Source organism: Fusibacter sp. JL298sf-3, from assembly GCF_053842995.1.
Genome location: NZ_CM132608.1, coordinates 2524173 through 2548692 on the forward strand (window position 1 = coordinate 2524173; position 24520 = coordinate 2548692).

23 protein-coding genes are annotated in these 24520 nt (G+C 50.4%); 11 read left to right on the forward strand and 12 right to left on the reverse strand.

Going from position 1 to position 24520, the window contains the following annotated elements:
• Positions 1 to 85: 85 nt before the first annotated feature.
• On the reverse strand, positions 86 to 493 hold the full coding sequence (locus tag ACR6HW_RS11915) for a 23S rRNA (pseudouridine(1915)-N(3))-methyltransferase RlmH (RefSeq protein ID WP_455727948.1): 408 nt from the start codon (positions 491 to 493) through the stop codon (positions 86 to 88).
• A gap of 139 nt (positions 494 to 632) precedes the next feature.
• On the opposite strand from ACR6HW_RS11915, the gene ACR6HW_RS11920 reads away from it, so the two are divergent.
• Positions 633 to 1829: an S-layer homology domain-containing protein gene (locus ACR6HW_RS11920; protein ID WP_455727949.1), complete on the forward strand. Its 1197-nt coding sequence runs from the start codon at positions 633 to 635 to the stop codon at positions 1827 to 1829.
• A gap of 49 nt (positions 1830 to 1878) precedes the next feature.
• Here ACR6HW_RS11920 and ACR6HW_RS11925 read toward each other — a convergent pair whose 3' ends face one another.
• From ACR6HW_RS11925 to ACR6HW_RS11940, 4 genes are all read right to left on the reverse strand, one after another.
• Entirely contained in the window at positions 1879 to 3039 is a 1161-nt protein-coding gene (locus tag ACR6HW_RS11925; protein WP_455727950.1) for a helix-turn-helix transcriptional regulator, read from the reverse strand.
• Positions 3040 to 3191: 152 nt separating this feature from the next.
• Positions 3192 to 3440, reverse strand: a complete 249-nt coding sequence (locus ACR6HW_RS11930) for a hypothetical protein (RefSeq protein WP_455727951.1) — start codon at positions 3438 to 3440, stop codon at positions 3192 to 3194.
• Positions 3441 to 3461: 21 nt separating this feature from the next.
• Positions 3462 to 4178: an adenosylcobinamide-GDP ribazoletransferase gene (gene cobS / locus ACR6HW_RS11935; RefSeq protein WP_455727952.1), complete on the reverse strand. Its 717-nt coding sequence runs from the start codon at positions 4176 to 4178 to the stop codon at positions 3462 to 3464.
• Positions 4179 to 4252: 74 nt separating this feature from the next.
• Positions 4253 to 5797, reverse strand: a complete 1545-nt coding sequence (locus tag ACR6HW_RS11940; RefSeq protein WP_455727953.1) for a DUF3369 domain-containing protein — start codon at positions 5795 to 5797, stop codon at positions 4253 to 4255.
• A gap of 153 nt (positions 5798 to 5950) precedes the next feature.
• Between ACR6HW_RS11940 and ACR6HW_RS11945 the strand changes: the two genes are divergently transcribed.
• The 4 genes from ACR6HW_RS11945 (at position 5951) to ACR6HW_RS11960 (ending at position 12173) form a co-directional block, all read left to right on the forward strand.
• Positions 5951 to 7663 carry a DUF4153 domain-containing protein gene (locus ACR6HW_RS11945; RefSeq protein ID WP_455727954.1) on the forward strand — a complete coding sequence of 571 codons (1713 nt, stop codon included), beginning with the start codon at positions 5951 to 5953 and terminating at the stop codon, positions 7661 to 7663.
• 83 nt (positions 7664 to 7746) lie between these two features.
• A complete protein-coding gene (locus ACR6HW_RS11950) occupies positions 7747 to 8400 on the forward strand; it encodes an HAD family hydrolase (RefSeq protein WP_455727955.1) in 654 nt (217 codons plus the stop codon).
• Between the two features lie 132 nt (positions 8401 to 8532).
• Positions 8533 to 11133 carry a glutamate-cysteine ligase family protein gene (locus ACR6HW_RS11955; RefSeq protein WP_455727956.1) on the forward strand — a complete coding sequence of 867 codons (2601 nt, stop codon included), beginning with the start codon at positions 8533 to 8535 and terminating at the stop codon, positions 11131 to 11133.
• Positions 11134 to 11147: 14 nt separating this feature from the next.
• A complete protein-coding gene (locus ACR6HW_RS11960) occupies positions 11148 to 12173 on the forward strand; it encodes a TRM11 family SAM-dependent methyltransferase (RefSeq protein WP_455727957.1) in 1026 nt (341 codons plus the stop codon).
• A 550-nt stretch (positions 12174 to 12723) separates the two neighbouring features.
• On the opposite strand, the gene ACR6HW_RS11965 is transcribed toward ACR6HW_RS11960, so the two are convergent.
• Positions 12724 to 14022, reverse strand: a complete 1299-nt coding sequence (locus ACR6HW_RS11965; protein ID WP_455727958.1) for an MATE family efflux transporter — start codon at positions 14020 to 14022, stop codon at positions 12724 to 12726.
• A gap of 95 nt (positions 14023 to 14117) precedes the next feature.
• Here ACR6HW_RS11965 and ACR6HW_RS11970 point away from each other — a divergent pair, with 95 nt between their 5' ends.
• Complete coding sequence (locus tag ACR6HW_RS11970) at positions 14118 to 14912, forward strand: MerR family transcriptional regulator (protein ID WP_455727959.1); 795 nt, start codon at positions 14118 to 14120, stop codon at positions 14910 to 14912.
• A gap of 202 nt (positions 14913 to 15114) precedes the next feature.
• Here ACR6HW_RS11970 and ACR6HW_RS11975 read toward each other — a convergent pair whose 3' ends face one another.
• From ACR6HW_RS11975 to ACR6HW_RS11995, 5 genes are all read right to left on the reverse strand, one after another.
• The gene (locus ACR6HW_RS11975; protein WP_455727960.1) at positions 15115 to 15339 is read right to left on the reverse strand and encodes a DUF3955 domain-containing protein; all 225 of its coding nucleotides are present in this window, start codon (positions 15337 to 15339) and stop codon (positions 15115 to 15117) included.
• A complete protein-coding gene (locus ACR6HW_RS11980) occupies positions 15326 to 15559 on the reverse strand; it encodes a helix-turn-helix domain-containing protein (protein WP_455727961.1) in 234 nt (77 codons plus the stop codon). The genes ACR6HW_RS11975 and ACR6HW_RS11980 overlap by 14 nt, the downstream gene beginning before the upstream one ends.
• A 13-nt stretch (positions 15560 to 15572) precedes the next feature.
• Entirely contained in the window at positions 15573 to 16049 is a 477-nt protein-coding gene (locus tag ACR6HW_RS11985; protein WP_455727962.1) for a DUF2975 domain-containing protein, read from the reverse strand.
• A 213-nt stretch (positions 16050 to 16262) separates the two neighbouring features.
• Complete coding sequence (locus ACR6HW_RS11990; RefSeq protein WP_455727963.1) at positions 16263 to 16685, reverse strand: hypothetical protein; 423 nt, start codon at positions 16683 to 16685, stop codon at positions 16263 to 16265.
• A 10-nt stretch (positions 16686 to 16695) separates the two neighbouring features.
• On the reverse strand, positions 16696 to 16893 hold the full coding sequence (locus tag ACR6HW_RS11995) for a helix-turn-helix transcriptional regulator (protein WP_455727964.1): 198 nt from the start codon (positions 16891 to 16893) through the stop codon (positions 16696 to 16698).
• 95 nt (positions 16894 to 16988) lie between these two features.
• Here ACR6HW_RS11995 and ACR6HW_RS12000 point away from each other — a divergent pair, with 95 nt between their 5' ends.
• Positions 16989 to 17966, forward strand: coding sequence for an AraC family transcriptional regulator (locus ACR6HW_RS12000; RefSeq protein WP_455727965.1), 978 nt, complete (start codon positions 16989 to 16991; stop codon positions 17964 to 17966).
• A gap of 167 nt (positions 17967 to 18133) precedes the next feature.
• Here the strand turns inward: ACR6HW_RS12000 and ACR6HW_RS12005 are convergent, their stop codons facing one another.
• Entirely contained in the window at positions 18134 to 18346 is a 213-nt protein-coding gene (locus ACR6HW_RS12005; protein WP_455727966.1) for a hypothetical protein, read from the reverse strand.
• Positions 18347 to 18606: 260 nt separating this feature from the next.
• Here ACR6HW_RS12005 and ACR6HW_RS12010 point away from each other — a divergent pair, with 260 nt between their 5' ends.
• The 4 genes from ACR6HW_RS12010 to sufB all read left to right on the forward strand — a co-directional run bounded on the left by ACR6HW_RS12010 (position 18607) and on the right by sufB (position 24517).
• Positions 18607 to 20337 (forward strand): ABC transporter ATP-binding protein, encoded by a 1731-nt coding sequence (locus tag ACR6HW_RS12010; protein WP_455730886.1) that lies wholly within the window; start codon positions 18607 to 18609, stop codon positions 20335 to 20337.
• A complete protein-coding gene (locus tag ACR6HW_RS12015) occupies positions 20330 to 22054 on the forward strand; it encodes an ABC transporter ATP-binding protein (RefSeq protein ID WP_455727967.1) in 1725 nt (574 codons plus the stop codon). Before ACR6HW_RS12010 ends, ACR6HW_RS12015 begins: the two co-directional genes overlap by 8 nt.
• Positions 22055 to 22363: 309 nt before the next feature.
• Complete coding sequence (gene sufC, locus ACR6HW_RS12020; protein ID WP_455727968.1) at positions 22364 to 23104, forward strand: Fe-S cluster assembly ATPase SufC; 741 nt, start codon at positions 22364 to 22366, stop codon at positions 23102 to 23104.
• A gap of 9 nt (positions 23105 to 23113) precedes the next feature.
• Positions 23114 to 24517 (forward strand): Fe-S cluster assembly protein SufB, encoded by a 1404-nt coding sequence (gene sufB / locus ACR6HW_RS12025; protein WP_455727969.1) that lies wholly within the window; start codon positions 23114 to 23116, stop codon positions 24515 to 24517.
• The last annotated feature ends 3 nt before the right edge of the window (positions 24518 to 24520 follow it).

A 24520-nucleotide genomic window follows, 5' to 3' on the forward strand; every position in this document is an offset into this window, starting at 1 on the left:
ATTTTTGGTGATATCATGGGTTCATGAATAATTCAGGCTAATTGTAAATTATTAAATTATTAACTAGCTATTTGCTACCCCCCCTTCACTTATGATACGGTTCCCCCCGCATAATCCGAAACCCCCGATACACCTGCTCGAGCAGCACCGTCAAATCGAGCCCCGAGGAACTGCTGACACCGCTTAACGAAAACGCATCGTCAAAAGCCACCGCATCGTAAGTTCCCAAAACCAATTGAAGAGTGGAGTAACCGGATACCGCAAGCGTTTCCATGCGCTCGGACAGCGCTTCAGAACTTATCGAAGGGGCAGAGGGGGTAACAGAAAACGTGTAGACGCCGTCTTTTCCCACATTTTTAATTTGCTGCACCTTGGATACAGCGACTTTTTTCAGCTTACAGTAACGAGACAACCGCTTTTCATACTCGGCGGCAGAAGCCTTGTAGAAATCGGGCATGCCTTTGTCTTTTTCATAATAAACCACAATGTTCATGTGTAATCTCCTAACATATCCAGTTCTATTAGTATATCACAAAATAATCGAAAATTCTCACAGAAACACATTTGACAGAATAAAATAGAGATGTTACCATAAATAGGTATTAAAATACAAGTATACTGGAGGGGAAATAATGAAAAAAATTACCAGCTTAGTATTGGCATCTTCTGTATTGGCCGCATCTTGGGCGATGCCGACCTATGCAGCAGAAGTGCCTACATACGGCACACTGCTTCACGACATGAAACTTATTGGGGGGACAGACAAAGGCCTTGAAGAGGACAAGACCCTGACGCGAGCTCAAATGATGGTTATACTGGACAGACTGACCGTCGCAGAAGCAGACGTGACGCTGCCGGAAGAACCGACATTTACAGACGTTCCAAAGACGCACTGGGCGTATACCGCCGTAGAAAAAGCCTTTGCAGAAGGCGTTACCACAGGTGTGGGTGAAGGGACATTTGGAGCCAAGCAACCGATAACGCGAAAGCAACTGGCGCTTTTTATGGCGAGAGTCCTAGGGTATGACACCAGCGCCATCGACTACAAAACGGCAGAAGACGCCGTGGAAGAACTGACGGGTATCCGACTTTTAGGGCCGTATTCAGACAGCAAAAACGTCACCAGAGGTGAAGTATTCGACGTCATGGTACAGGGTCTTGCGAGTAAGCCGGTAGGCAGTGAAAAAACGCTTGTAGAAGTGCTCGATCTTTCAGAGGATGCCGTAGAGTTGTTTGTTGCCACAAAGGACAAAGCAGGGCGCTTTGTGGAGAGGGAGACAGCTTCTGAACCCGTTTCAAAAGCAGCAGAAGAAGTAACCGTACGCTACATCAGCGGCAACTACGCCAAATATTTGGAAAAAGACATTCCGGAAGATAAAAAAGCGTATGTAAAAGAAGCCATCAAAATCGACGAGGCGTCGAAAGCCTTTATCGACACGTATTTTAAAGACGGCGACAAAGCCGTTAAAGTGGCAAATGACGCAGTCGAAGTGACTCTTCCGAACTTTTACGGCATCGGATTCGCGTTTTACGAAAGCGGCTTCTACCAAAATGTCATGAACTTTATGCCGCGGTTCAGAGACGACAGCGTATTAATGGACATCTCGGCAACAGAGGGTGGCGCCTATGCAGGTGGCGGCATTAAAAGCGTCTACAAGTTTCCTAAAGTCAACGGGAAGACGCCATACCTCATCAACCTCTCTTACGGAGATGGTGAAACCGTCGACGAGCAATTGGCATTCACTTTAAATGCCTCAGGCGACGTCGACACGCTGTACGGCAACACCTCCTATGGCTACGGCATCTCAGGTGTGTACACCAGACCATAAAGTTATTGGCCGCTCGGAAGAGCGGCTTTTTTCATGTGAAGACGAGGGCTTACCCCCGTGTGTGCTCCAAGCGGTAGGCCTTAGGCGTCGTTCCGGTAATGGTCTTAAACACCGTCGAAAAATAGTGCTGGTTGTCGAAGCCGGCGTCTTTGGAGATGTCGTGAATGGACAGCGTCGTGTACGCCAAGAGGCGCTTGCTGTAGTGGATGCGCGTACGACGAATGTAATCGGTGAGGGTCATGTCCATTTCACTGCTGAACAGGTTGGAGAGGTAGCCGCTGGACAACTTGGCGTAGTCGGCCACATCGGCGAGTGTTAGAGGGTGTTTGAAATGTTCCTTAATGTACAAAATCGCTTTGCGTATTGGCGCCGACTTACCCTCTAGCACCTTGAGGTGTTGGTATTCCGAGTAGACCTTGAGAATCTTTTCGCCGATTTTAGCGAGACAATTGTAGCTCGTCGCCTTCATCAACTGGACGTAGAAGTGGTTCTTGGCGACGAGAATCTTATCGGCGCCGTTGTCGTCGTAGAGTTTGCTGCTGATAAGCGTCTCGAGGGTCAAAAGGCGCTGTTTTAAGAAGAAGGCCTCGTCTTTGAGGAGCACGTACGCGTTGTAGAGAGCGAGGGCTTCTTGCTTTTCGGCGTGCAGGACGAGATCGGCAATGAGTGCGAGGTGGGCGTGTGTCGAGACAATTAACCCCATATCCGACAAACTGTCCACAAAAGTGGGGGAGCTGGCGAAGTTCAGCACCGCGTTTTCCACAAGCGTGTGAATCAAATTGGCGGTGTAGAGGTCTTTTGGCGCGGGCTTGTACACCGTGTGCGGTATCAGGTACGCATAAGTGTCACATTGAACCAGCGGCAAGTTCATCGTCGTCGTAGGGCCCGATACAAAGGCGCCGACGTATACCTGCTCTTCGTAAATCGGGGAGAGGGTAAATTGAAACGCGCGGCCCAGCGTTACGGTGGACGTCTGCGTCTTCATACAGCATTGGCCTGTTTTAAACCGTTCGAGGGACCGTACCAGTTCCAGCATCACCGGCACAGCGGCGCCGTCTGTGAGAAAGTGACCGTGGGGAAACGCCCCGACAATGGCATCGGCGGCGTCAAAAAAACACACGGGGACATCGGTAAGGTAGTAGAAATTTTTCATAATGTGGTGTACCTGTTCATCTATAACTTGCTGCTTCTTGAGGGCAGTTGTGTTCATAAGAGAAACCCCTTTCATTAAGTGAAAATGATTACCATTATATATTAATAGATGTCGAGGGAAATGACAATAGAACCTTTTGTCATAAAACGGGATTTTTAATGGCAGGCCGCATTAAAAAAGCGCCCTCCTTTTGGAGAGCGCCTGTCTGGCTACCCGATGCGGGACTGTACAAAGGCCGCGAGAATAATGGCGACGATGCAAAGGTAGACGATTCCCTGTTGCCTCAGCTCGTTTTGAAGCTTCGCCTGTCGGTGCTGATAAGTGAGCAAGCGCTTTTCTTTGTCGTCGAGTAGTGGGTCGTTTTCAATTTCTTCAAGTGCTTTTTCTCGGTGCCAGTTGTTCATGGCGACGAGAATCAAGAAAAAAGCCGCTGCAATGATAAGTGCTAAGTAAACCATAAACCGTCCTCCTCCCAGAGATTAAAGTGCTGAAGCCGCCAGCAAAAAAGCCATTTGGGTCACTTCGATAACCAGCCCTACGGTGTCGCCGGTCATGCCGCCGATTTTTTTGTGAGCGTCCAGTGTGAGCAGCGCGCCGACGCCGGTGGCGAGAAGCAGTGCGCCGATGCCCGTTAGGCCGAAGAGGAAAAATGTGAGGCCAAAGAGGCCGAGGGCGTACACACACGATTTAGCGCGGGTGATTTCCGTGATAAACACATACCCCATACCTTGGTCGGGACGGGCGTAGGGGCTGAACCCCGCAAAGCAGAACCCCAGCGTCTTGCCCACCACAGGCATCCAAATCAGGTAGAGTGGGGGTGCGTCCAGAGCGGCGATAAAAAACGCCATAAAGTAGAGAATCAGTGCAATGACTCCAAAAGAGCCGATGCGTGAATCCTTCATAATCTCAAGTATGCGCGCCTTGGGTCTGCCGCTGAGAAGGCCGTCGGCGCTGTCGGCGAGGCCGTCGAGGTGAATGCCGCCTGAAATCCACAAGTAGACGAGAATCGTCAGAAACGCCGTCAGAGGCGATGCAAATCCCATCAGCAAACTGGGCAGAAAAATGATCCCCCCAATGATCAGCCCCACCAGAGGGAAAAACAAAATACTCTTTTTGTACCGTTCATCTGTATACGTCACAAGCGTGCCCACCGGCAAGCGCGTGAAAAAAGACACCATTAAAATAAAAGCTTTCATAAAACACCGTGTTGACGCATTGCGCCATCCTTTCTACGTCTATATTGTAGCGGAAAAGCGCTTTTTTGTCATCTCTAATCGCTGAATTGGGTTCTGATGTCGAGAAAAGCGTCGAGGTTTTTAAAGAGCAAGTCGATGAGGACCGGATCGAAATGGGTGCCGCTTCCGGCGCGCATGTAGTCGAGAATCTTATCAATAGGCCATGCGGCCTTGTAGACGCGGTCGGTACCGAGGGCATCGAACACATCGGCCACCGCCGTGATGCGACCGGCGATGTGGATGTTTTCACCTGAGAGCCCCTGCGGGTAGCCCGTGCCGTCGTACCGTTCGTGATGCTGCAGCGCCATCGTGGCGGCCATCTGCATAACGGGACGCGTGGACTTTCTCAGCATCTCATAGCCGGCAGTGGTGTGGGTTTTGATGACCTCGAACTCAGCCGGGGTGAGTTTGCCCGGCTTGTTCAGTATCGCATCGGGAATGGCGAGCTTTCCCACATCGTGCATAGTGGAGGCGATGTACATGACTTCGCACTCGGGTTCGGGGACTTTTAAAAGGCGCGCCAAAAGCCGCGTGTACTCCGCCATGCGCTTGACGTGCTTTCCCACTTCTTTTGAACGGGCTTCTGTGAGCTCGCCGAGACCAAAGATGATCTCCCTTTGCGTCTCTTCGCTCTCCTGTCTCAAATAGAGGTTGTCATAAGCCACGGCGACATTGGTGATAAAGAGCTCAATCAGTTCGATGTCAAAGAGGTCCAGTGGGTGGTTGCCCTCCATGTACAGCACGTGTTCAGAACCGGTGTCGGTATGGAAATAGAGGGCGATGTAACCGTCGCCGTAACAGTTGCTCTTGTCGGTGATCACCTGCCGGATGTACGCCTGTGCCTTGTCGTCTTCAATGGAGAGGACGTCTCGATGGAGGTAGGGGGCGTATTTGCCTGTGGCGGAGAGCACTTCAAAATGGGTTTGCAGTCTGCAGGCGGCGAGACTGGGGAGCCCTGCGTAGAGGGCGTTATGTGAAAATTCGAGGATGCCGGTGAGTTGCATCAGCACCCCTTCGATAAAGTCGTTTAAAGAGTTAAACTGTCCGAGGGTGTTGGAAGACTCGATAATGCGCTCGAGCCCCTTGCGGTTGTTATCGATTTTCATCAGATCTCTGTAGGAGCGCAATGAGGCCATGGTCGTGGTGTAGAGTTTGTTCGACGTGAGCTCGGTTTTCTCCTTGTAGTCGTTGATGTCGTAGTGGTCGATGACGTAGCGCTCCGGCGCCTGTCCGGGCTGGCCTGTGCGCAGAACGATGCGGACAAACTGGTTGTTCAGCGATTCGCGAATGGCTTGCACCACTTTTAGGCCGCTGTCGTCTTCTTCCATGACCACGTCGAGAAAGACCAGTGCCGTGTCGGGGTGTTCTCTCAGCTGTTCTATCGCCTCGTGACCGTTGTAGGCGCTGAGGAACATAAGCCCTCTGCCGGCGAACTCAAAGTCCGATAGCACCAATCGCGTTATGGTGTGGACTTCGCCGTCGTCGTCGACGATTAGGACTTTCCAAGGGCCTTCATTTATGGAGTTGTCGGTATCAATAAGTGCGTCGTCAAGTAGAAACATTAAATCGTCTGCTGCCATGTGTGTGCCCCTTCCTCGTTAAATTACGTCAGTAAACTGCACTAACATATATACCAAATTCTAATGCATTCATTCACTTATAAAAGAGAAAATTTTATCGGGTTTAAAAACCCGCGAAAAGTGTGTATACTTAAGAAAAAGGGAGGGATTCTAATGAAGAAATTGTTTGGTGCCATCCGAGATAAATTGGTACACGCCGGTCGGCGGTTTCCACAGACGGTCTTTGTGGCGCTGGCGACGACAGTACTCATGTTGGTGATGCCACGTGTGCCGTCAGACGCTTCTGCTCACGAGATCATCGGCAGGTTGGTGGCCATTGGCTGGCTGCTGATTCCCATGACGCTCTTCGTCTTGGTCTACGCCGAGCGCGCGGCATTTCAGCCGAGGAAAAAAGCGCTGTATCTCGCTGGGGCGGCAGTGATCGCAACGGTCTTTGTGTATCCCGCCAAACTCACGGAATTTTATTGGCTTCAGTATGCGGGACTTATGATAATCACCGCGATACTGTTCACCTTGGTGCCGTATTTTCCTAAAAAAGAGGGGTTGTCGCACTACGTGTTTCAACTTTTGGCAGGTGTCGCCGAAACGCTGATGTTCAGTGGTTTTCTATACCTCGGCATCGCGGGGATTATCGGCAGTATCGACGTCCTCTTTGAAGTGAACATCGACGGCGAACTGTATTTTGACGCGTTTAAAATCATCTTCGGCACTTTCGCCGTGGTGTACTTTATCGGCGTCATCCCCGACCGCTCGACGTTTTTTACACCGGCAGACGACAGCACGCTGTTTAAAAAGTTGTTGACGCACATCGTCATGCCGATTTTAGTGGTATACGCGGTGATTTTGCACGCGTACTTTATCAAAGTGCTCCTCGACCGACAGATGCCTCAAGGCGTCGTGGGACACCTCGTGCTCTGGTACGCCGTGGTCAGCATGGTGACGCTGTTCTTTATTAAAAATCACGCGCATACCAGTGCGTGGGTGCGCAGGTTTAGCAAAACCTACAGCTTTGCACTGATTATTCCGGTGGCGATGTTTTTCAGCGCCATGGCCATTCGAGTGGGGACTTACGGGTTCACAGTACCGCGCACCTTCGGGTTCCTCCTCGGCGTCTACACGACGCTGGTCTTACTCCTCATGCAACTGAGCAAAAAAGACATTGGCGTCCTCTGCGTCGCCTTGAGTATACCGATTGTGCTCATCGGGCTCTTTGGACCGCTTTCAGCGTATCGCGTATCGCTTCGCAGCCAAGAGGCGCGCCTTGAAACCATGCTCGAAGACTACGGCCTGTGGACGGAGAGCGGCGGCCTCGTGCCGAACGGCGCCCTCACTGTCGATGAAAAATACGCCATAGAGCGGCAAGTGTCCTATCTCGTGGACGCATACGGCGCCGACCGCATTGATGTGTTGCCGGACGATTTCACCTATGAAAAGGCGCCGGAACTGTTTGGGTTCGAATTCTTCAAGGGCTGGGGCCGCGACTGGACGTACTTTAATGTAGAGGCGCTTCAAAACCGGGACAAACTCATCGACGTCCGTTCGGCCGACTACCTGATGCACGTGCGCGCCTACGAACGGGAGATGACGCTGGCATTGGAAGACGGTTACGCCTTTGCCTTTAAACCGGATGAAAGCGTCGTCGTGCTGACACAGGATGGGGCGGAAAAAGCGCACATCGACTTTGAAGCGCTGGCACAAGAGGTGAAAGCCGCGCCGGAAGAGCCCCTTGAAAAAACCGTGCCGTATAGAAAAGGCAACTTGGTGTTGACGTTCTACTTCACCGACTTAAACGGCGAAATCGGCACACAGGGCGATTTGAGACTGGGCTATTACGAAGCGTACATCGCCATTCGCGTGGCGCCGTAATAAAGACCTAACGAAGCTTTAAAGAAAAACAGATGCGCTGTTAATAAACCGTCTGTATGCTATAGGCACTAGGAGGTGACCTAATGGTACAGACGGTTATTTTTGATTTTGACGGTACGATTATCAACACGAATACCTTGATAGAAGACGGCCTCAACTATTTTGCGTACCGCTACAGGGGCTACCGATTGACGCGTGAAGAAATCCAAATGCTCACAGGGCGACCGCTGGAAACCCAAATGGCTTATATATCAGAAGAAAAAGCGACGGTGATGACCGAACAGTTTCGCATCTGGTACGCGCACAATCACAATGAAAAAGTCAGCCCGTTTCCCGGAATGCTTCGCCTGATTAAGCGGCTGAAGACCGAGGGGTACACCCTCGCCATTGTGACGAACAACGGCAGGCAGGCCCTGTACATGGGGCTGTCGCATCTGGGACTAGAAGGCGTATTCGACGCCGTTATCACGCGAGAAGATGTGACGGAGACAAAGCCCTCAGCCGAAGGTCTGCTGAAAGTCCTCGGCACCACCGGAACGCTCTCTGAGGACGCGGTGTACATCGGCGACACGGCGAGCGATATGACTGCGGCGCGCACAGCGGGCGTGACCGCCATTCTCGTGGGATGGAGCATCCTATCGCCACAGGCGAAGGTGAGCGCCAACCCCGATTTTCTCGCTGTGAGCACCACCCATCTGGAAAATTTAATTAAGGGCATTGACGCAGAAGTGGCGTAGAAAGTGATGATTTTATAGCTTTTGGGGTATACTTTTAGACCCTAAGGGCTTTTTTTGTGCCTACTTGCGCGTAGGGGTAAAAGTGTTTATACTATTTAGATAGACGAAAGATTCGAGTAGAGAGGAAGAAATATGACAAATGCATCTTATATTGAAAATCAGGTGACGTACTTTAAAAACAGTTGTCAGGCAAAAGCCGACAAACTCGGTGTCGAAATGGAGCATTTGCTCGTGGACAAAGACACCTTGAGAAGCTATTCTTATTACGAAAAAGACGGTCAGAAAGACGTGGTGGAAAAATTGATGAAGCGCGGGTGGACGCTGTTCCTCGAAGAGGAAGGCTATCCCCTCGGCATTGTAAAAGACGGGACGACCATTACGTTTGAGCCGGGCGGTCAATTTGAATTCAGCCTGAAGCCTCTCAAAAGCGTGGCCGACGTGGCGCGCGTGTACAGAGACGTTTTAACCGACGTCCACTGTGTGTTACAGCCGAACCAAGCGCTTGTCTCAGTGGGGTATCACCCGAAGACGACCATAGCGGAACTGCCGCTGCTCCCCAAAAAGCGCTATCAGATGATGTACGACTACTTTAAAACCCATGGGGCAAAATGCCACAACATGATGAAGGGGTCTGCGGCGACGCAGGTCTCCATAGACTTCACCAGCGAAGAAGACTTTATTAAAAAGTTCAGAGTGGCGCATTTCTTGGCGCCGGTGCTCTCGGCGCTGTTCGATGCGACGCCGGTATTTGAAGGGGCGCTCTACGAAAAAGCCAATGCCCGTGTGGCCATTTGGCAGGAGACCGATTTGCCGAGATCCAAACTTGTGCCCGGTGTGCTGGACAAGCGCTTTGGCTTTGCCGACTACGCCGAGTACCTCCTCGGCGTGGCGCCGATTCTCATAAAAAAAGGCGATACCTACTATTATACAGCAGACGACACACTGGAGACCATTTTAACGCGCGAGACCTTTAACAACGATGAACAAGAGCACCTCCAGAGCATGGTGTTCCCCGATGCGCGCCTTAAAAAGTACATTGAAATCCGCATGGCGGATGCCATGCCGTTCCCGTACAATATGGCCGTTGTGGCCGCAGTGGAGACGCTGTTCTACCAAGACGACGTGCTTGACGCGGCATATGCCCTGTCGCTAGAAGTGGGCGACGACTGGGTCAAAGCGCAGAACATTGGCTTGACGCAGATGCCGGTTCAAGTGGACGAGCGCTTCAGAACCCTTAAAAAATGGGTACTGGAGACAGTTCAGGAGTCGATCAAACCCGAGAGCCGCGCGTACTGGATGCCATTTTTAGAAATCGTCAAAACCCACGGCAGCGTCGCGGGATGGCTTAAAAAAGTTTACAGTGGCGGTACAGCCGAATTTCTCAAGGCCATTGACGTCACCTCGCTCGTCGGCGTGCGGGAAAAAATGATTGAAACCGTCGTGGCACACCCAGAGGCACATGTGTCGGATTACCGCCAGATGATCGACGGCGTGGCACATTCAAAAGCCATTTACAAAGGGGCGCCTGTGCCGACCCTCTACGTGCCCATGGTCTACACCGAACGCGATGAACAGACCTTCAAACAGGCACTTGGCGGCATGATGGACGTGGTGCGCCGCACCATCGACCTCTACCTTGAAAAACCCGATGTTCGAGCGCTGTTCGATTTCGACGAAAAACTCGACGCCCTCATCCGTGTGCCGCATCAGTACGATGCCCACGTGCCAATGGGCCGCTTTGACATCTTCTACTACGGCGACGGCGACTTTAGATTCTGTGAACTCAACGCAGACGGCGCCTCAGCCATGAACGAACAATACGAACTGGCAAAAGTCTTCGAGCAAACGGCGCTCTTAAAAAGCTTTGGCGACCGCTACCAATTTGAAACCCACGAACTCTTCCACAGTTGGGTACACAGCGTTTCGGAGATTTACAAGAGCTATCAGGCCAACAGGGGCTTTGAAAAGGCGCGAAAGGATACCAATGTCGCCATTGTAGACTTTGTCGACAAGTCGAGTCCTATTGAGTTTGAAGTCTTTAAGGCCGCTTTTATAGCCGAAGGGTATCGATGTGACATCGTCGATCCGAGGGACATCGTCTGCGAAGACGGGAAGATGGTCAAGGACGGACAGGTCATCGACGTGGTGTACAGACGCCTCGTCACCAAAGACCTCATGGACCGCTACGATGAAATCCCGGGATTTGTCGAGGGGCTGCGCGCAGGGGAAACTTGTGTCATCGGCTCTGTTAAAACGCAAATCGTCCACACCAAGCGGTTTTTCGAGGTGCTTTACCGCCCCGAGTTCAGACAATACCTCTCGGCGGCTCAAATTGCCTTTATCGACGCTCACATCCCGATGACCAAGCGCTTAACCAATGCGCCGGATTACGTTGTCGACAAAGACGCCTATATCATCAAGCCGGTGGATTACTACGCGTCTAAAGGGGTCTGTGCCGGTTCGGACTACACGGAGGCCGAATGGGCCGAACTCATTCGAGAAAAAAGTGCAGAAGATTTTATCGTTCAGCGCTATTGCCCACTTTCCCTTCAGCCCAATGTGCTTTATAATGAAACAAGTGGTTTTGAACGGCATCTTTTCCGTACGATTACGGGGCTGTTCACCTACAATGAAAAACTGTCGGGCGTCTATGTGAGGGCAGGTCTCAATGCGATTATCTCAGGTCTTCACAGCGGCTACACGCTTCCGACGTTTATTGTGAAAGAAAAGTAGATTGGGAGGCATACATGCAATTTGGCTTGTTAAGGGTTCCACATGCCAATAGTCGGTATTTTGAATCGTCTAAGGTAATTTTGGAAAAAGAGGTGCGCGTGGTGCTCACGGCACTTAAGGTCCCGCACACGGTGCTGGGCTACCGCACAATCGGCGGTGTGGAACTGTTTTGTTTTGAACTGGAGAATGCGCTGGACGATGTGGTGAAACAGGCGCTGTACCGCGTGTCTTCAGGCTATGTGTTGTTTAAGGTAGAAACGGAGGCTCTCGTGCCGTTAAACGCCGACAAGGCGACGTATTTTAAGGACGATCTCGCGGGCATTTTAAAATACAGCGGCAAGACCAACGAGGACTTTACTCAGGCGCTTGTTAATTTGGCGGTGTTTTCGAGTCGGTTCGCCCATCAGTTCAATACGCCCCTCTGGGTACTGGATCCCATGTGCGGCAAGGGAACGACGTTGTACAGGAGTTTGATTCACGGCTACAATGCCGCGGGCATCGACGTGGATAAAAACGCGATTTTGGAGATGCAGAAGTTTTTGAAGCGGTATTTAAAGTACCATATGTACAAACACGAGGACGCGCATCAGACCATACACACACCGCATATGAAAAACGGTCTGAAGTACACGTTTAAGACGGCGGACACGAAGGAACATTACAAGGCACAGGACATTCGCACGCTGCAGTTCGCCTACGGCGACACGCGGGAAGTAAATCAGTTCTATAAGAAGGGTCAGTTTCACGTGTTTGTCACGGACTTGCCCTACGGTGTACAACACGCCGGCACATCGGACAACAAGGTGTTCGACATGGTGAAGCTTTTGAAGAGTGCCGCTCGCGAATGGTACAAGATGCTGAAGACGGGCGGTGCCGGTGCTATTGCGTACAACACGTACCACATCGAGCGCGCCGCGCTGGCTGACGTGTTTGAAGGCGCAGGGTTTAAGGTTTTGAACGCGCCGCCTTACGACAGTTTTGAACACTGGGTCGAGCAAGCGGTTAACCGCGATGTGCTCGTCGTGGTGAAAACAACATAATCGGCGGCAAGAGGCAATAAAGGACAAGGAAATGCAGTTCTCGTGAGAGAACTGCATTTTTTATCTTTTGGGGACGGTTCTTTTGTGCCAGAACCCACTAATATTTACCATAATTAAAAGAGTCGCATAGGCGTGCACGCCAGTGAAACAGCGCCTTGAGGTCGTCCGGCGGCACCATAGCCTGTGAAGCGTCCGGAGGTGCCGCCAAGGAGGCGTGTTAATGGCACCTGCTGGTGGGAGGTGCCGGGGAAAGTGGGGATTTCACGGCGCTGAGGGCAGGTGAAACGGCACAAAAGAACCAAGGGGGACGGTTCTTTTGTGCCAGAATCCACTAATATTTACCATAATTAAAAGAGTCGCATAGGCGTGCACGCCAGTGAAACAGCGCCTTGAGGTCGTCCGGCGGCACCATAGCCTGTGAAGCGTCCGGAGGTGGCGCCAAGGGGGCATGTAAGTGGCACCAGCTGGTGGGAGGTGCCGGGGAAAGTGGGGATTTCACGGCGCTGAGGACGTGGAGCGCTTGTGAAGCGGCACAAAAGAACCGTCCCTTTTAACCAGTGACGGGCAGGCGATTGGAGCTTTGAAGACAGCAGACGCCCATTACGGCAGCCTCGGCGATGACAATGCCCAGCCAGACCGCTCTCGGTCCCCAGAGCGCAGGCACGGCGAAAATGAACAACGCGTTCAACACAAAGCTTCTCAAAACGGCGATTTGCATGGCGCGCCCTGTCTGTTTCACAGCGAGGTAATACGTCGTGTAGACGATATTCACCGCTGCAAACAAAAACGAAAGTCCATAGAGCATCATGCCGTCGTAGGCGATGGCAACAAGAGTAGGCTGATTGTTGAACAGCCCGATAATGGCTTTGCCGAAGACGACCATCACGAGGTTTACGGCAAGTGATAAAGCGACGTTTACAAATAGCCCCGTCTTAAAATACCAACGGACATCTTCGTGTGCACCGGCACCATAGCTTTGGCCGATGAGTGGCTGAATCCCCTGTGAAACGCCCACAAAGATTGCAAGGGTCAGCGTAATCAGATAACCGACAACTGAAAATGCGGCAACGCCCATATCGCCGAAGATTTCAATGACCACGATGTTGTAACAGAAGATGGTGATAGAGGGGCCCATTTGTGTGATAAACTCCGGAAGTCCCCTGTGGAGAACCTCTTTTAACAAGCCGGGTTCGCGATCCGTTTTAGCGAGCCTCAAGACACCTTGGCGCCGGATAAAATGGGTCAAAAGAATGCCACAGGCGAGCACTTGACCGAGACCGGAAGCCACAGCGGCACCTGCGATGCCCAGTTGAAGCGGGAAGATAAAGAGCCAGTCTAGAAAGACATTGGCAAAGGCGCCGGCCATCATACCCCAAAAAGCGAGGCGCGGGTTTCCATCGTTTCTGACAAAGGCCGCCAAAGCGGCTGCACAGCAAAAGAATACGCCGAACAGCACATAGTATTTCAGATAGGTGGCAGTAGCTTCGACGAGTTGAGGGCTGGCGCCAAGTGCCGTTGCAATGGCGTTTGGAAACAGGAGACCGAGAGCGGCGACAGCCAGTGCAAAGGCGCCAACTGCTTTTAGACTCAGCGCAAATGCGCGATTGGCACCTTCGACGTCACCGCCGCCTAGGCGAATGGCCGTTATGGTAGCACCGCCCATGGTGACCATCATCGCCACCGCTGTGAGAAGGGTGATAAACGGCACTGAAAGGTTGACTGCCGCCAGCGCCGATGCGCCGATGCCCCTGCCGATAAAAATGCCGTCTACGACAATGTATAGAGCGGTAACCAGCGTGGCGCCAATGGCGGGCACGACAGACCGGACAAATTTTTGATGCTTGGACATAATAAAACCTCATTTCTTTACGGATTGTGTTGTGTTTGATAGAATTGAGTATAAACTATCCTATAATGGGAGAGTCAATAGGAGTTGAGGAAAAGATGAAAAAATATTTGTCCATTGGAGAAGTGGCAAAACTCAAAGGCGTCGGTGTAAAATCACTGAGGTATTACGACCGGATTGGCGTCCTTAAACCGGCCTATGTCGATCCGGAAACGCGTTACAGGTATTACGCTGTCGAGCAGTTGGCGACACTCGATATGATTTTCGTCTGTTTGGAACTGGACATACCGTTGAAAACCTTTCAGACGTATCGCGTCGACGCGCACACGGTGGATTTAAAAGCCCTTATAGAAGAAGGACAGCGCATAGCGGCGGCTAAGATTGCGGCGATTCAGGAAGTTTCGGCAAAAATGGCGTCTTTTTCGCGCAACATGGCGGATTTTAACCAAATAAGAGACCGACAGGGGCCCTATGTGCGCATTTTTGAAAAACGAGGGTTTCTAGTGGCGCCGTACGACGGGGCGTGGGACGATGCTTACCGCTATGCAGAAGCCACAACGGCACTCTACTTTAAAGCCAAAGCGCTCGGGTTGGTGATGCTTTACAACCAAGGGTATATGCAGTGCTTCACAGAGGCGGGGGTTGAGACCGCGGTCTGTGTCGAAGTAGAAGGCGATGATCCCGCTGTGATGACTTTACCGGCAGGGGATTGCGATTGCGAGCTCTTAAAGGGTGCGGCCATAGAAGAGCTTCAAAAACGGGCAGAAGCAGTGGTGTATCCGGCGGGCACAGTGGTGGTGTATATGGAGTTGTTTGACGTGCACTTTGAAAAGCAACCGGCGTATATGGAGATTCAGATCTGTCGAGGGGCGTTTGGGACGTCTGACAAGTGACGCCAGTGGTATAACCATAGAAAAAGCGCTGCTTAAACAATTAATGGAGGGGGTGATGAACCAGGTGGGCTAAAAGTGTCTGGATTACCTTGTGGCACTTCTTTTGCTATTTGAGAGCTGATTTGATGAGACTTTCCTTTATATACGCCGGCAAATTGAGGGCGTAAAAAAACAGCAGGGGATCCTACCTGCTGTTTGGTTTCTATTGCTTGTCTGACAAAATGTGTTTGATGCGCAGCACGGCTCTGGCGATGAGCAGAACCATGCCCACAACGGCGGCGAAAAAGCCGAGGGGAATTAAAAAGAACGGTTCTTGAAGGACGCCGTCAGCGCCCACTTCTGAGCCAATAGCGCTGTAGGCCAATGCACAGGCTGCGCTAATGGCAAGTGCGACAAATGCCGCGATAAACAACTTACGATAAGCCATCTGAGGCCTCCTCTTCTGTGTGTACGTATTCTAAAATATCGCCGGGTTGACAATCCAGCGCCTCGCAAATTTTATCCAGTGTGGAAAAGCGCACGGCTTTGGCTTTTCCGTTTTTTAAAATCGAAATGTTGGCCATTGTAATGCCGACTTTTTCCGTGAGTTCTGTGACGCTCATTTTACGCTTGGCCAGCATCACATCTAAATTGACAATAATAGCCACGACAGGACTCCTTTCATATGGTGAGATCGCTTTCTTCCTGCAAAGCGAGTGCCGTCTTGAGAATACTGTGCAGCACATCGGCAAAGAAGCCGACGCAAAGTGCAGCGAAAACGACACTGACGCCGATGATGAGGACTGCCGGATGCAAAGCATTTTGTACAAACATGAGAACGGCGCCGAAAACGTACCATGCCGATACGAAAAATGCGGCGTATTCAATGGCGCGTAAATGTGTGAGCGCCTGACGGCTGAAAGCCTGTTTTTTGTCTATGAGCCCCAAGAGCTGGTGGCCGGAGAACAACACCCATAAAAACGGTACTAAAGTGGCGTAGACGAAGATGAGTACGGGAAACTTTAAAAAGGCGAATTCCGGATTGGTCTCGGCAACTTTGGAAGCAAATCCGGGCATATAGCCGAAAGCCAGCCACAGAGCAGCTGCCCCCATGATGTAAATCACCCCTCTTAGAAATAGGGTTCGGTAGTTTTTCATAAAAACCTCTCTCTCAAAACTGTAATCTTCTATTAAAATACCATGTGTTTTATCGAAAGTCAATAAAAAAAGATTGATTAAAGTGAAAAGAAAGTACAATGAGCTCGGTGCTTGACAGCTAATTGAGAACGATTGTATACTAGACGTGGAGACGATATGTAAAGCTGTTTTCAACAGAAGAGGGCTTACCTCTGGCAGCCCTCTTTCGGTGTGTTACATCTTGTTTTGGTAGTGAACGGTGTAAGCGATGGCGAGGACGTGGTAGGCGCAGTAGATACCCACCAGCGACAGTGTGAGCCACAGCGGCAGTTCAGTCAGTATGGTGACGTAGGCGATGACGATGAGCATTAAGTTGGTCCACGTCGCCGCTTTTGAACGCGCTTTAAAGCGGATGGCCAAAAGGCGTTCGTCTTTCTGTTCAATAGCGCTGATTTTGGCGAGATGTGGGTGTTTGTCGTAAAACTTCACACTGGCGAGACCTGCAAAGCTCATACCGGCGAGGCCGGCGCCGATGCCGAACATAATGCCTTCGACGGGCTTTTGCACCTCGAAGACGTTAAAGGCGGCGAGTACAATTAAGACGATGCCGACGACGATTAAGCCGGCGTACAGGTACAGTTTCTTTCTTGAATCCATAGAACCCTCCTTATGTCTCTTCATCTGAGAAGACCGTTTCGATGGAAACGCCGAAGAACCGGGCGATTTTAAAAGCCAAGGTCAAAGAGGGATTGTAGCGCCCTTTTTCAATTGAACTAATGGTCTGTCGGGAAACTTCAAGGTGTAGAGCCAAAGCCTCTTGGGTGATGCCGCGCTTCTTTCGGAAATCCTCTACATAGTTTTTCACATAAATGCCCCTTTCACATGGTGTAAAAGTTCCTTTACATAACAGTAACATTTGCTTCTCAAAATGTCAAACAAACTTTACAAAAGAGGTCGATGATGAAAAGTGAAATTATGGATCGATTTTTTGACGGTATCTCTCGGCAACACAATGCCGAGGTGACACAGTCTGAATTTGTACGAGCCTACCGCATAAAGATGGAAACCGGGGAGCTGTTTTTGGAACGCATCCGAATTTCCTCTCATATTCAGTTGGTAAAAACGACGGTGAAGGGGACGGTGTACACGTCTTTTGACAACCGCTGTTTTGGCGACAACTACCTCGAAATCGGTTATGCATTTGCAGGTGAAAGCGATATGCTGACTTTGCCGGATAAAGAGCGTATGCACATCGACGCAGGAGACGTTTTTCTTTACAAGATGAAAAACAATGTGCCGTATTTTAAGTTTCGCCACCGCGAAGGTCAGAGCATATCCGTGTCTTTCGGCAGCGCGTTTATCAAAGAAGTCTCTGACGAGCAGTGGGCGGCGCATTCGGATGAGAACTGGAACGGCTACCTCGACCAACTGTTTAAGAACGACCGAGTGCTCGAGGTGCATCCCGCTTCAGAACGAACTCGGGAGATTGCCGCCGAAATTGTAGCGTCGGATACGACCAGTTGGATGTCCTTTATTTTGCTTAAATCCAAAGTGCTTGAAATGGTGGCGACGATTTTAAGCGCGCGTCAGAGGGACTGTTCAGTTTCTGCGCGCCTCGTGGAACAGGTGGCCGCCATTGTCAAACAAGATGTGGCGTCGGCGCCGAAGCTCGAAGAGCTCTCTAGGAGGTGTCATTGCAGTATTTACAAGATTCAGACGGCGTTTAAAAAAGAGATGGGCATGACGGTGTACCATTTTATCAAACGGGAGAGGGTTGAGGCGGCGAAAGCGCTTTTGGAAAACACCGACGCCAGTGTAATGGTTATCGCCGGTGAAGTGGGGTATGAAAACCCCAGCAAATTTGCCAGTGTCTTTGACGAACTCGTGGGGATGACGCCGCTAAAGTATCGAAAAGACTTTAGGGGACGGTTCTTTTGAGCACGAAAACCCTTGAATTTACCAAAAATAGGTTTTTCGAGGTGGGAAGAAGGTGCCCCGATTGAACTGTCAACTCTATAGAACTGCTTTTAGAAGAGCAAAACGACCGGTGGTTGCCGTGACCCATCTTTAAAAAACGGTGGTGAAGAGAACCTCACCGCCGTTTTTTAAAGGTGGGTCGCCATGGAAATTAGCGTCACGACAATAAAGAACAGCAGGATGCCAAGGCGCAGTTCACAGCTGTGGATGTACGCGACAAGGTGTTTGGAGTTGTCGTCATTTTCCACGGCATTCAGTGCTTTTTCGCGGCTTTTGTGACTCTTGTAAAAGAGGCCGACGACGAGTGCATAGGCGACTATTTTCATAAAAGTTGTATTCATTGAGAAACGTTTCCCCCTTTCTACTAACGGTGGTATCTAATAACTTCCATATCTACTATAACAGAATCGCCTGCGCAGGGCGATTTTATTTTTGGAGCATTTTATAACTCTTTTGGAGTGGATATTGATAATCGATATCAATAGAATAGGAAAGGTAAAGTTATATTTTTATTATAGGAGGGGCATCATGGACAGCAAAACCTATGGCAACCGATACAGTATACGCGCCTGTAACGGCGAGAAAAGCACAGGAGGCAGATATGGGAGAATCCAACTTTAAGTTTCTACTGCGCGTTTCCGGCAGGGAGAAATACAAACTCTATCTATCGGCAGTGCTCAGTGCGGTCAGCGCCATTTTGGCCATTGCGCCGTATGTACTGCTTTATAACATGATTCTGGAAATGCTCAACGACACAGGGGATTTCGAATCGTTAAAGGTACAATCGCTTTGGATAGCGGGACTTATTGTCTTTAGAATGGTCATCTTTCTCGCGTCCGGCATATTTTCACACATAGCGGCATTTACCATCCTCTATGAACTCAGGATGAAAGTCATCGAACACATCGGTAAGCTCAATATGGGCTTTTTTACGGGTAAGACCATTGGGGAGGTTAAAAAGACTGTCAATGAGGACATCGAGAAGCTCGAAAACTTCATTGCGCATCAAATTCCCGATTTAACGGCAGCATTTGCGACGCCTATTGTCGTCATCAGCTTTTTGTTTTACATGGACTGGCGTCTCTCTTTGGCGCTTTTGATTCCCGTGGTGCTCTCTATCTTTATGCAGTTCGGCATGTTTGCCGGTATTAAAGAGCGCATGGCAAAGTTTCACGAATTGTCCGGCCGGTTAAACGGCACCATTATCCAGTACATTCACGGCATACAAGTGATGAAGGCGTTTAATCTCAGCGCGAAGAACTTTGAAAAGTACAAGGCGGAAGCCAAGTCCTACGCCGACTACTGGTGTGAGATTTCCAAAACGTCGAGCAAGTACTACGCCGTCTTTCTGTCGCTTATTGATTCGGGACTGCTTTTTATCATTCCCATAGGCGGCGTTTTGGTTCTCGGCGGTACGCTGGACATTCCGACGTATATTTTGTTCCTCATATTAAGTTCCGTATTCCTGAATTCGCTTAAATTGTTAATGGAGTTTGGCGGACATTTTTCTATGTTGCTCGAAGGGGCGGGGAAAGTGCGCCAGATTTTAGAAATTGAACCGCAGGTCGATACGGAAGGGACTTTCGGCGGCGCTGTGGAAGGGCGCGTGACGTACCGAAATGTGTCGTTTAAATACGATAAGAAAACGGTATTGAAGCACATCGACCTCGACATTGCACCGAAAAAAGTGGTGGCACTGGTGGGGCCTTCAGGTTCCGGCAAGACCACAATGGGACAATTGGTCGGCCGTTTTTGGGATGTGGTAGACGGCGAGATTCTCATCGACGGTCGCAACATCGGCAGCGTCGGTATCGGCGAGCTTATGAACACGGTTTCTTTTGTGTTCCAAAGTGCGTTTATGCTACAAGACACCCTTTACGAGAACATCAAGATGGGCTTGGACGTTACACGTGAAGCGGTTGAATCGGCGGCAAAAAAAGCGCAGATTCACGATTTTATCCTGTCGTTGCCAAAGGGGTACGACACGTCGCTTGCAGAAGAGGGGATTAAGCTCAGTGGCGGTGAAAAACAGCGCATTGCTATTGCACGCGCCATTTTGAAAGACAGCCCGATTATCGTCCTCGACGAAGTGACCTCGTATTCCGATGTGGAAAACGAATCGAAGCTTCAAGAGGCGTTGTCGACGCTCCTGAAAAATAAAACCGCCATTATTATCGCCCACAGGCTCTACACCATTAAAAATGTCGATGAAATAATCGTCCTCGACGAAGGGGCTATTGTGGAACGCGGTACGCACGATGCGCTTATGGCCAAGAAGGGCTTATACGAAAAATTGTGGCAGATCCACGAGATGGGAGGATCAAATGTTTAGTTGCATAAGACGGGTCTTGGGCGCGGAGTCCAAGCATTTGAGAAAACCGATAGTGCTCTTGGTCATCGACACCATTTTCAGCATGTTCTTCTATGGGATGCTCTACATGGTCTTGATTGACCTAATTCACGGCACTTTTTCCTACGACAACATCAAGACGTATACGATGATTATGATTGGCGCCTTTGTCGTCCGAACGCTGGTGGGCATGGTGGCCTACGAACTGATACAGGTGCGCGGCGCGCGCGCCATTCAAAAGATACGCATTGATTTGGGCGACCACATTAGAAGCCTGAATCTAGGGTATTTCAACAAAAACTCCATCGGTTCGCTGTCCAACATCATGACCAATGACCTTCAGGACTTTGAGCAGATTTTGACGCACAACACCAGTGACCTCATTAAAACAATCCTGTTAACGGTCTATTTAACAGCGATTATCTTCGCCATTGATACGCAAATCGGTTTGATTCAACTCGGAGTCCTCGCGGTGTCCATTCCGATTATCTTGTTTGGCGGTCGTCGCGTCAGTAAAATCGGCGCAAAGAAGAAACGCGTGATGAACGACGTTATTTCCCGCATGGTCGAATACCTTTCAGGGATTCGCGTCTTTAAATCCTACGGGATGGTGGGCGATCGGTTTCAGCGCCTCGAGGCCACTTTTAGAGCGTTTAAAGTAGAGTGCATCCGCACAGAAGTGGCCATTGTGCCCTTTGTCATGATGTATCAGGTTATCGTCGACCTGAGCTTTCCGATTTTGCTCTGGATTGCTCTGTCGCGGTATGGGGCGGGGGCATTTTCAAAGCAGACGCTGCTCACGTACATGATTGTCAACTTGGCGCTGACCAATGTCCTCAGAGGATTCGGGCCACAGTACGGCATTTTTCGCTATATGAAACTCGCGGCCAGCAAACTTTCGAAGACGCTGGAACAGCCACCAGTGCCATACAAGTCGCGCACTGTGGCTTTCGACCACTACGACATCGAGTTCGACGACGTCAAGTTCAATTACGAGGCGGATACGCCGGTACTCGACGGCCTTTCGTTTAGGGCAAAAGAAGGAGAGATGATGGCGCTGATCGGGCCGTCGGGCTCGGGGAAGACCACTGTTACCAGCTTAATTGCCCGGTTTTGGGATGTGGACAGCGGTGTGATTCGAATCGGCGGAAAAGACATACGGGACATCCATCCCGACGCGCTGCTGGAGCACATCAGCATGGTGTTCCAAGACGTCTATTTGCTCAACGACACGGTGTACAACAACATCCAACTGGGCAACCCGAAAGCGACCCGTGCCCAAGTGGTTGAAGCGGCTAAAATCGCCAGATGTCACGAGTTTATTGAACAGATGGATAGCGGCTACGACACTGTTGTAGGCGAAGGCGGCTCCACCCTTTCAGGTGGGGAAAAACAACGTATCTCCATCGCCAGAGCGCTCTTAAAGGACGCGCCGATTGTGTTGCTGGACGAAGCGACGGCTTCTCTCGACGCCGACAACGAGTACGAAATTAGACAAGCCGTGCGCAAGTTGACCCGCGACAAAACGGTTGTGGTCATCGCCCACAGGCTCAACACCATTCAGGAAGCACAGCAAATTGTCATGCTCAGCGACGGCAAGATGCTTGAAAAGGGCACACATGAATCGCTAATGGCCCAAAATGGGCGCTATGCAAATCTTTATCAAGAAATTGAAAAATCGAAACAATGGGTTCTATAACACACAAGCTGTTTTAATGAGGGCTGTACAAAGCCTGAGAATAAACCCGTGGCGTCATGTGCTGTGAAACGGCACATTCCCCTGTTTTGTCATTCGGTTCTCAGGCCTATACAGCGCTTGGGAACCGTTTTTTTAGGTGGGGTTCTCCGGCGCTTCAGTGGCGGTTAAAATTGTGCGAAACCCTCGGGGCAACAGCGCTTGACAAGGACAAAAAAAAGCACTACAATAAAACCGAGATAATTCATATTAAATTAATAGGATATAAATTACTAGGATAAATAATGCATCAATAAAAGGAGGCCGTGTGGCATGGAAATTTTAAAAGTGACCGGACTGAAGTCTGAAGCAGAAGGTCAAAGCATATTAAAGGGGATTGATTTAACCATTCGCCCCGGTGAAATTCACGTGGTAATGGGGCCAAACGGCGCCGGGAAGTCGACACTTGCCAACGTTTTAATGGGGCATCCGGCACATGAAGTTACAGAAGGCGACGCCGTATTTGTCGGAAAAGATTTGCTCGACATGAAAGTCGATGAGCGCGCTAAGGCGGGGCTCTTTTTATCGTTTCAATACCCGCAGGAAGTCCCAGGCGTCACTGTGCGCAACTTTTTAAAGACGGCAAAAAAAGAAGTTTCGGGCATTATGCCGATGATGACGGCATTTGACAAAGAGGTAAAAGGCCAAATGACGACGCTGCACATGGATGAGAAGTACCTCGATCGCTACCTCAATCAAGGGTTTTCAGGTGGTGAGAAAAAGAAAAATGAAATTCTTCAAATGGCGGTATTAAACCCGAAGCTGGCCATACTGGACGAGACCGATTCCGGCCTCGACGTCGATGCCATCAAGGTGGTTTACGAAACTGTACAACAATTGAAGAAGGCCGATAACGCCATTTTGGTCATTACACACTACAACAAGATTCTCGATTACATCGAACCGGATTTCGTCCACGTCCTCGTCGACGGGAAAATCGTCAAGAGCGGCGACATGGCGTTGGCACACCAAATTGAAAAAGAAGGCTACGAAGTCTTTAGAACCGCACAATAGGGGGCGCATATGGCTAAAAAGACAGTCATTGCAGATGTCGATCGCGGCATCTACGATGTCATCAACAGGGAAGACCATCGCTTTGTCGTCGACAAAGGGCTGACAGAGGCGATTATACGGGAAATCTCCCGAGAAAAAAACGAACCGGAGTGGATGCTGAACTACAGGCTCGACTCTCTCAAAGTATATAAAGAAAAACCGATGCCCACTTGGGGCGCCGATTTAAGCGACCTCGATGTGGAAAACATCGTCCACTATGTACGCCCGAATACTGACATGCAGCACAGCTGGGACGACGTACCTGAAGACATTAAAATGACCTTTGAAAGACTGGGCATTCCGGAAGCCGAGCGCAAGTCGCTCGCAGGCGTCGGCGCACAGTACGACTCGGAAGTGGTCTACCACGCCATGCGCGACGATTTAAAGGCACAGGGCGTCATATACACCGACATGGAGTCCGCTGTACGCGAACACGAAGCCATTGTGAAAAAGTACTTTATGAAACTGATTACCAACCGCTGTCACAAGTTTTCGGCACTTCACGGTGCCGTTTGGTCGGGCGGCTCTTTTGTCTACGTTCCCGCAGGCGTCAAAGTGGACTTCCCACTTCAGTCGTATTTCAGACTCAACGCCAAGGGTGCCGGTCAGTTTGAGCACACGTTAATCATCGTGGAAGAAGGGGCGGAACTGCACTTTATAGAAGGCTGTTCGGCGCCGAAGTACTCGGTGCAAAACTTACATGCCGGCGCTGTTGAACTCTTTGTTAAAGAAGGGGCAACGCTGCGCTATTCCACTATTGAAAACTGGTCGCGGAATATGTACAACCTCAACACCAAGCGCTGTTCGGTGGAAAAAAACGGCCGCATCGAATGGGTGTCCGGTTCATTCGGCTCCAAAGTGTCGATGCTTTATCCAATGAGTATTTTAAAAGGCGAAGGGGCCTCAAGCGAGTTTACCGGTATTACCTTTGCCGCAAAGGGGCAGTACCTCGACACCGGTACCAAAGTGGTACACGCCGCGCCGAACACCAGCTCAGTGGTGAATTCAAAATCGATTTCCAAAGACGGCGGTCACGCCTTCTACAGAGGGCTCCTCAGGGCGACGCCAAATGCCAAGAACGTCAAGGCGACAGTCAACTGCGAATCCCTAATGCTCGACAACCGTTCAAAATCGGATACGGTGCCGATTATAGAGATGGGCAACGACCAAGTGGACATCGGCCACGAAGCCCGCATTGGCAGAATTAGCGACGAGACGATTTTTTATCTCATGAGTAGAGGCATTCCGGAAGCAGAAGCTAAGGCGATGATTGTCAGAGGCTTCGTAGAACCGATTACCAAAGAGCTTCCGCTGGAGTACGCCGTTGAACTGAACCACCTCATCACATTGGAACTCGAAGGCACTATAGGATAGGAG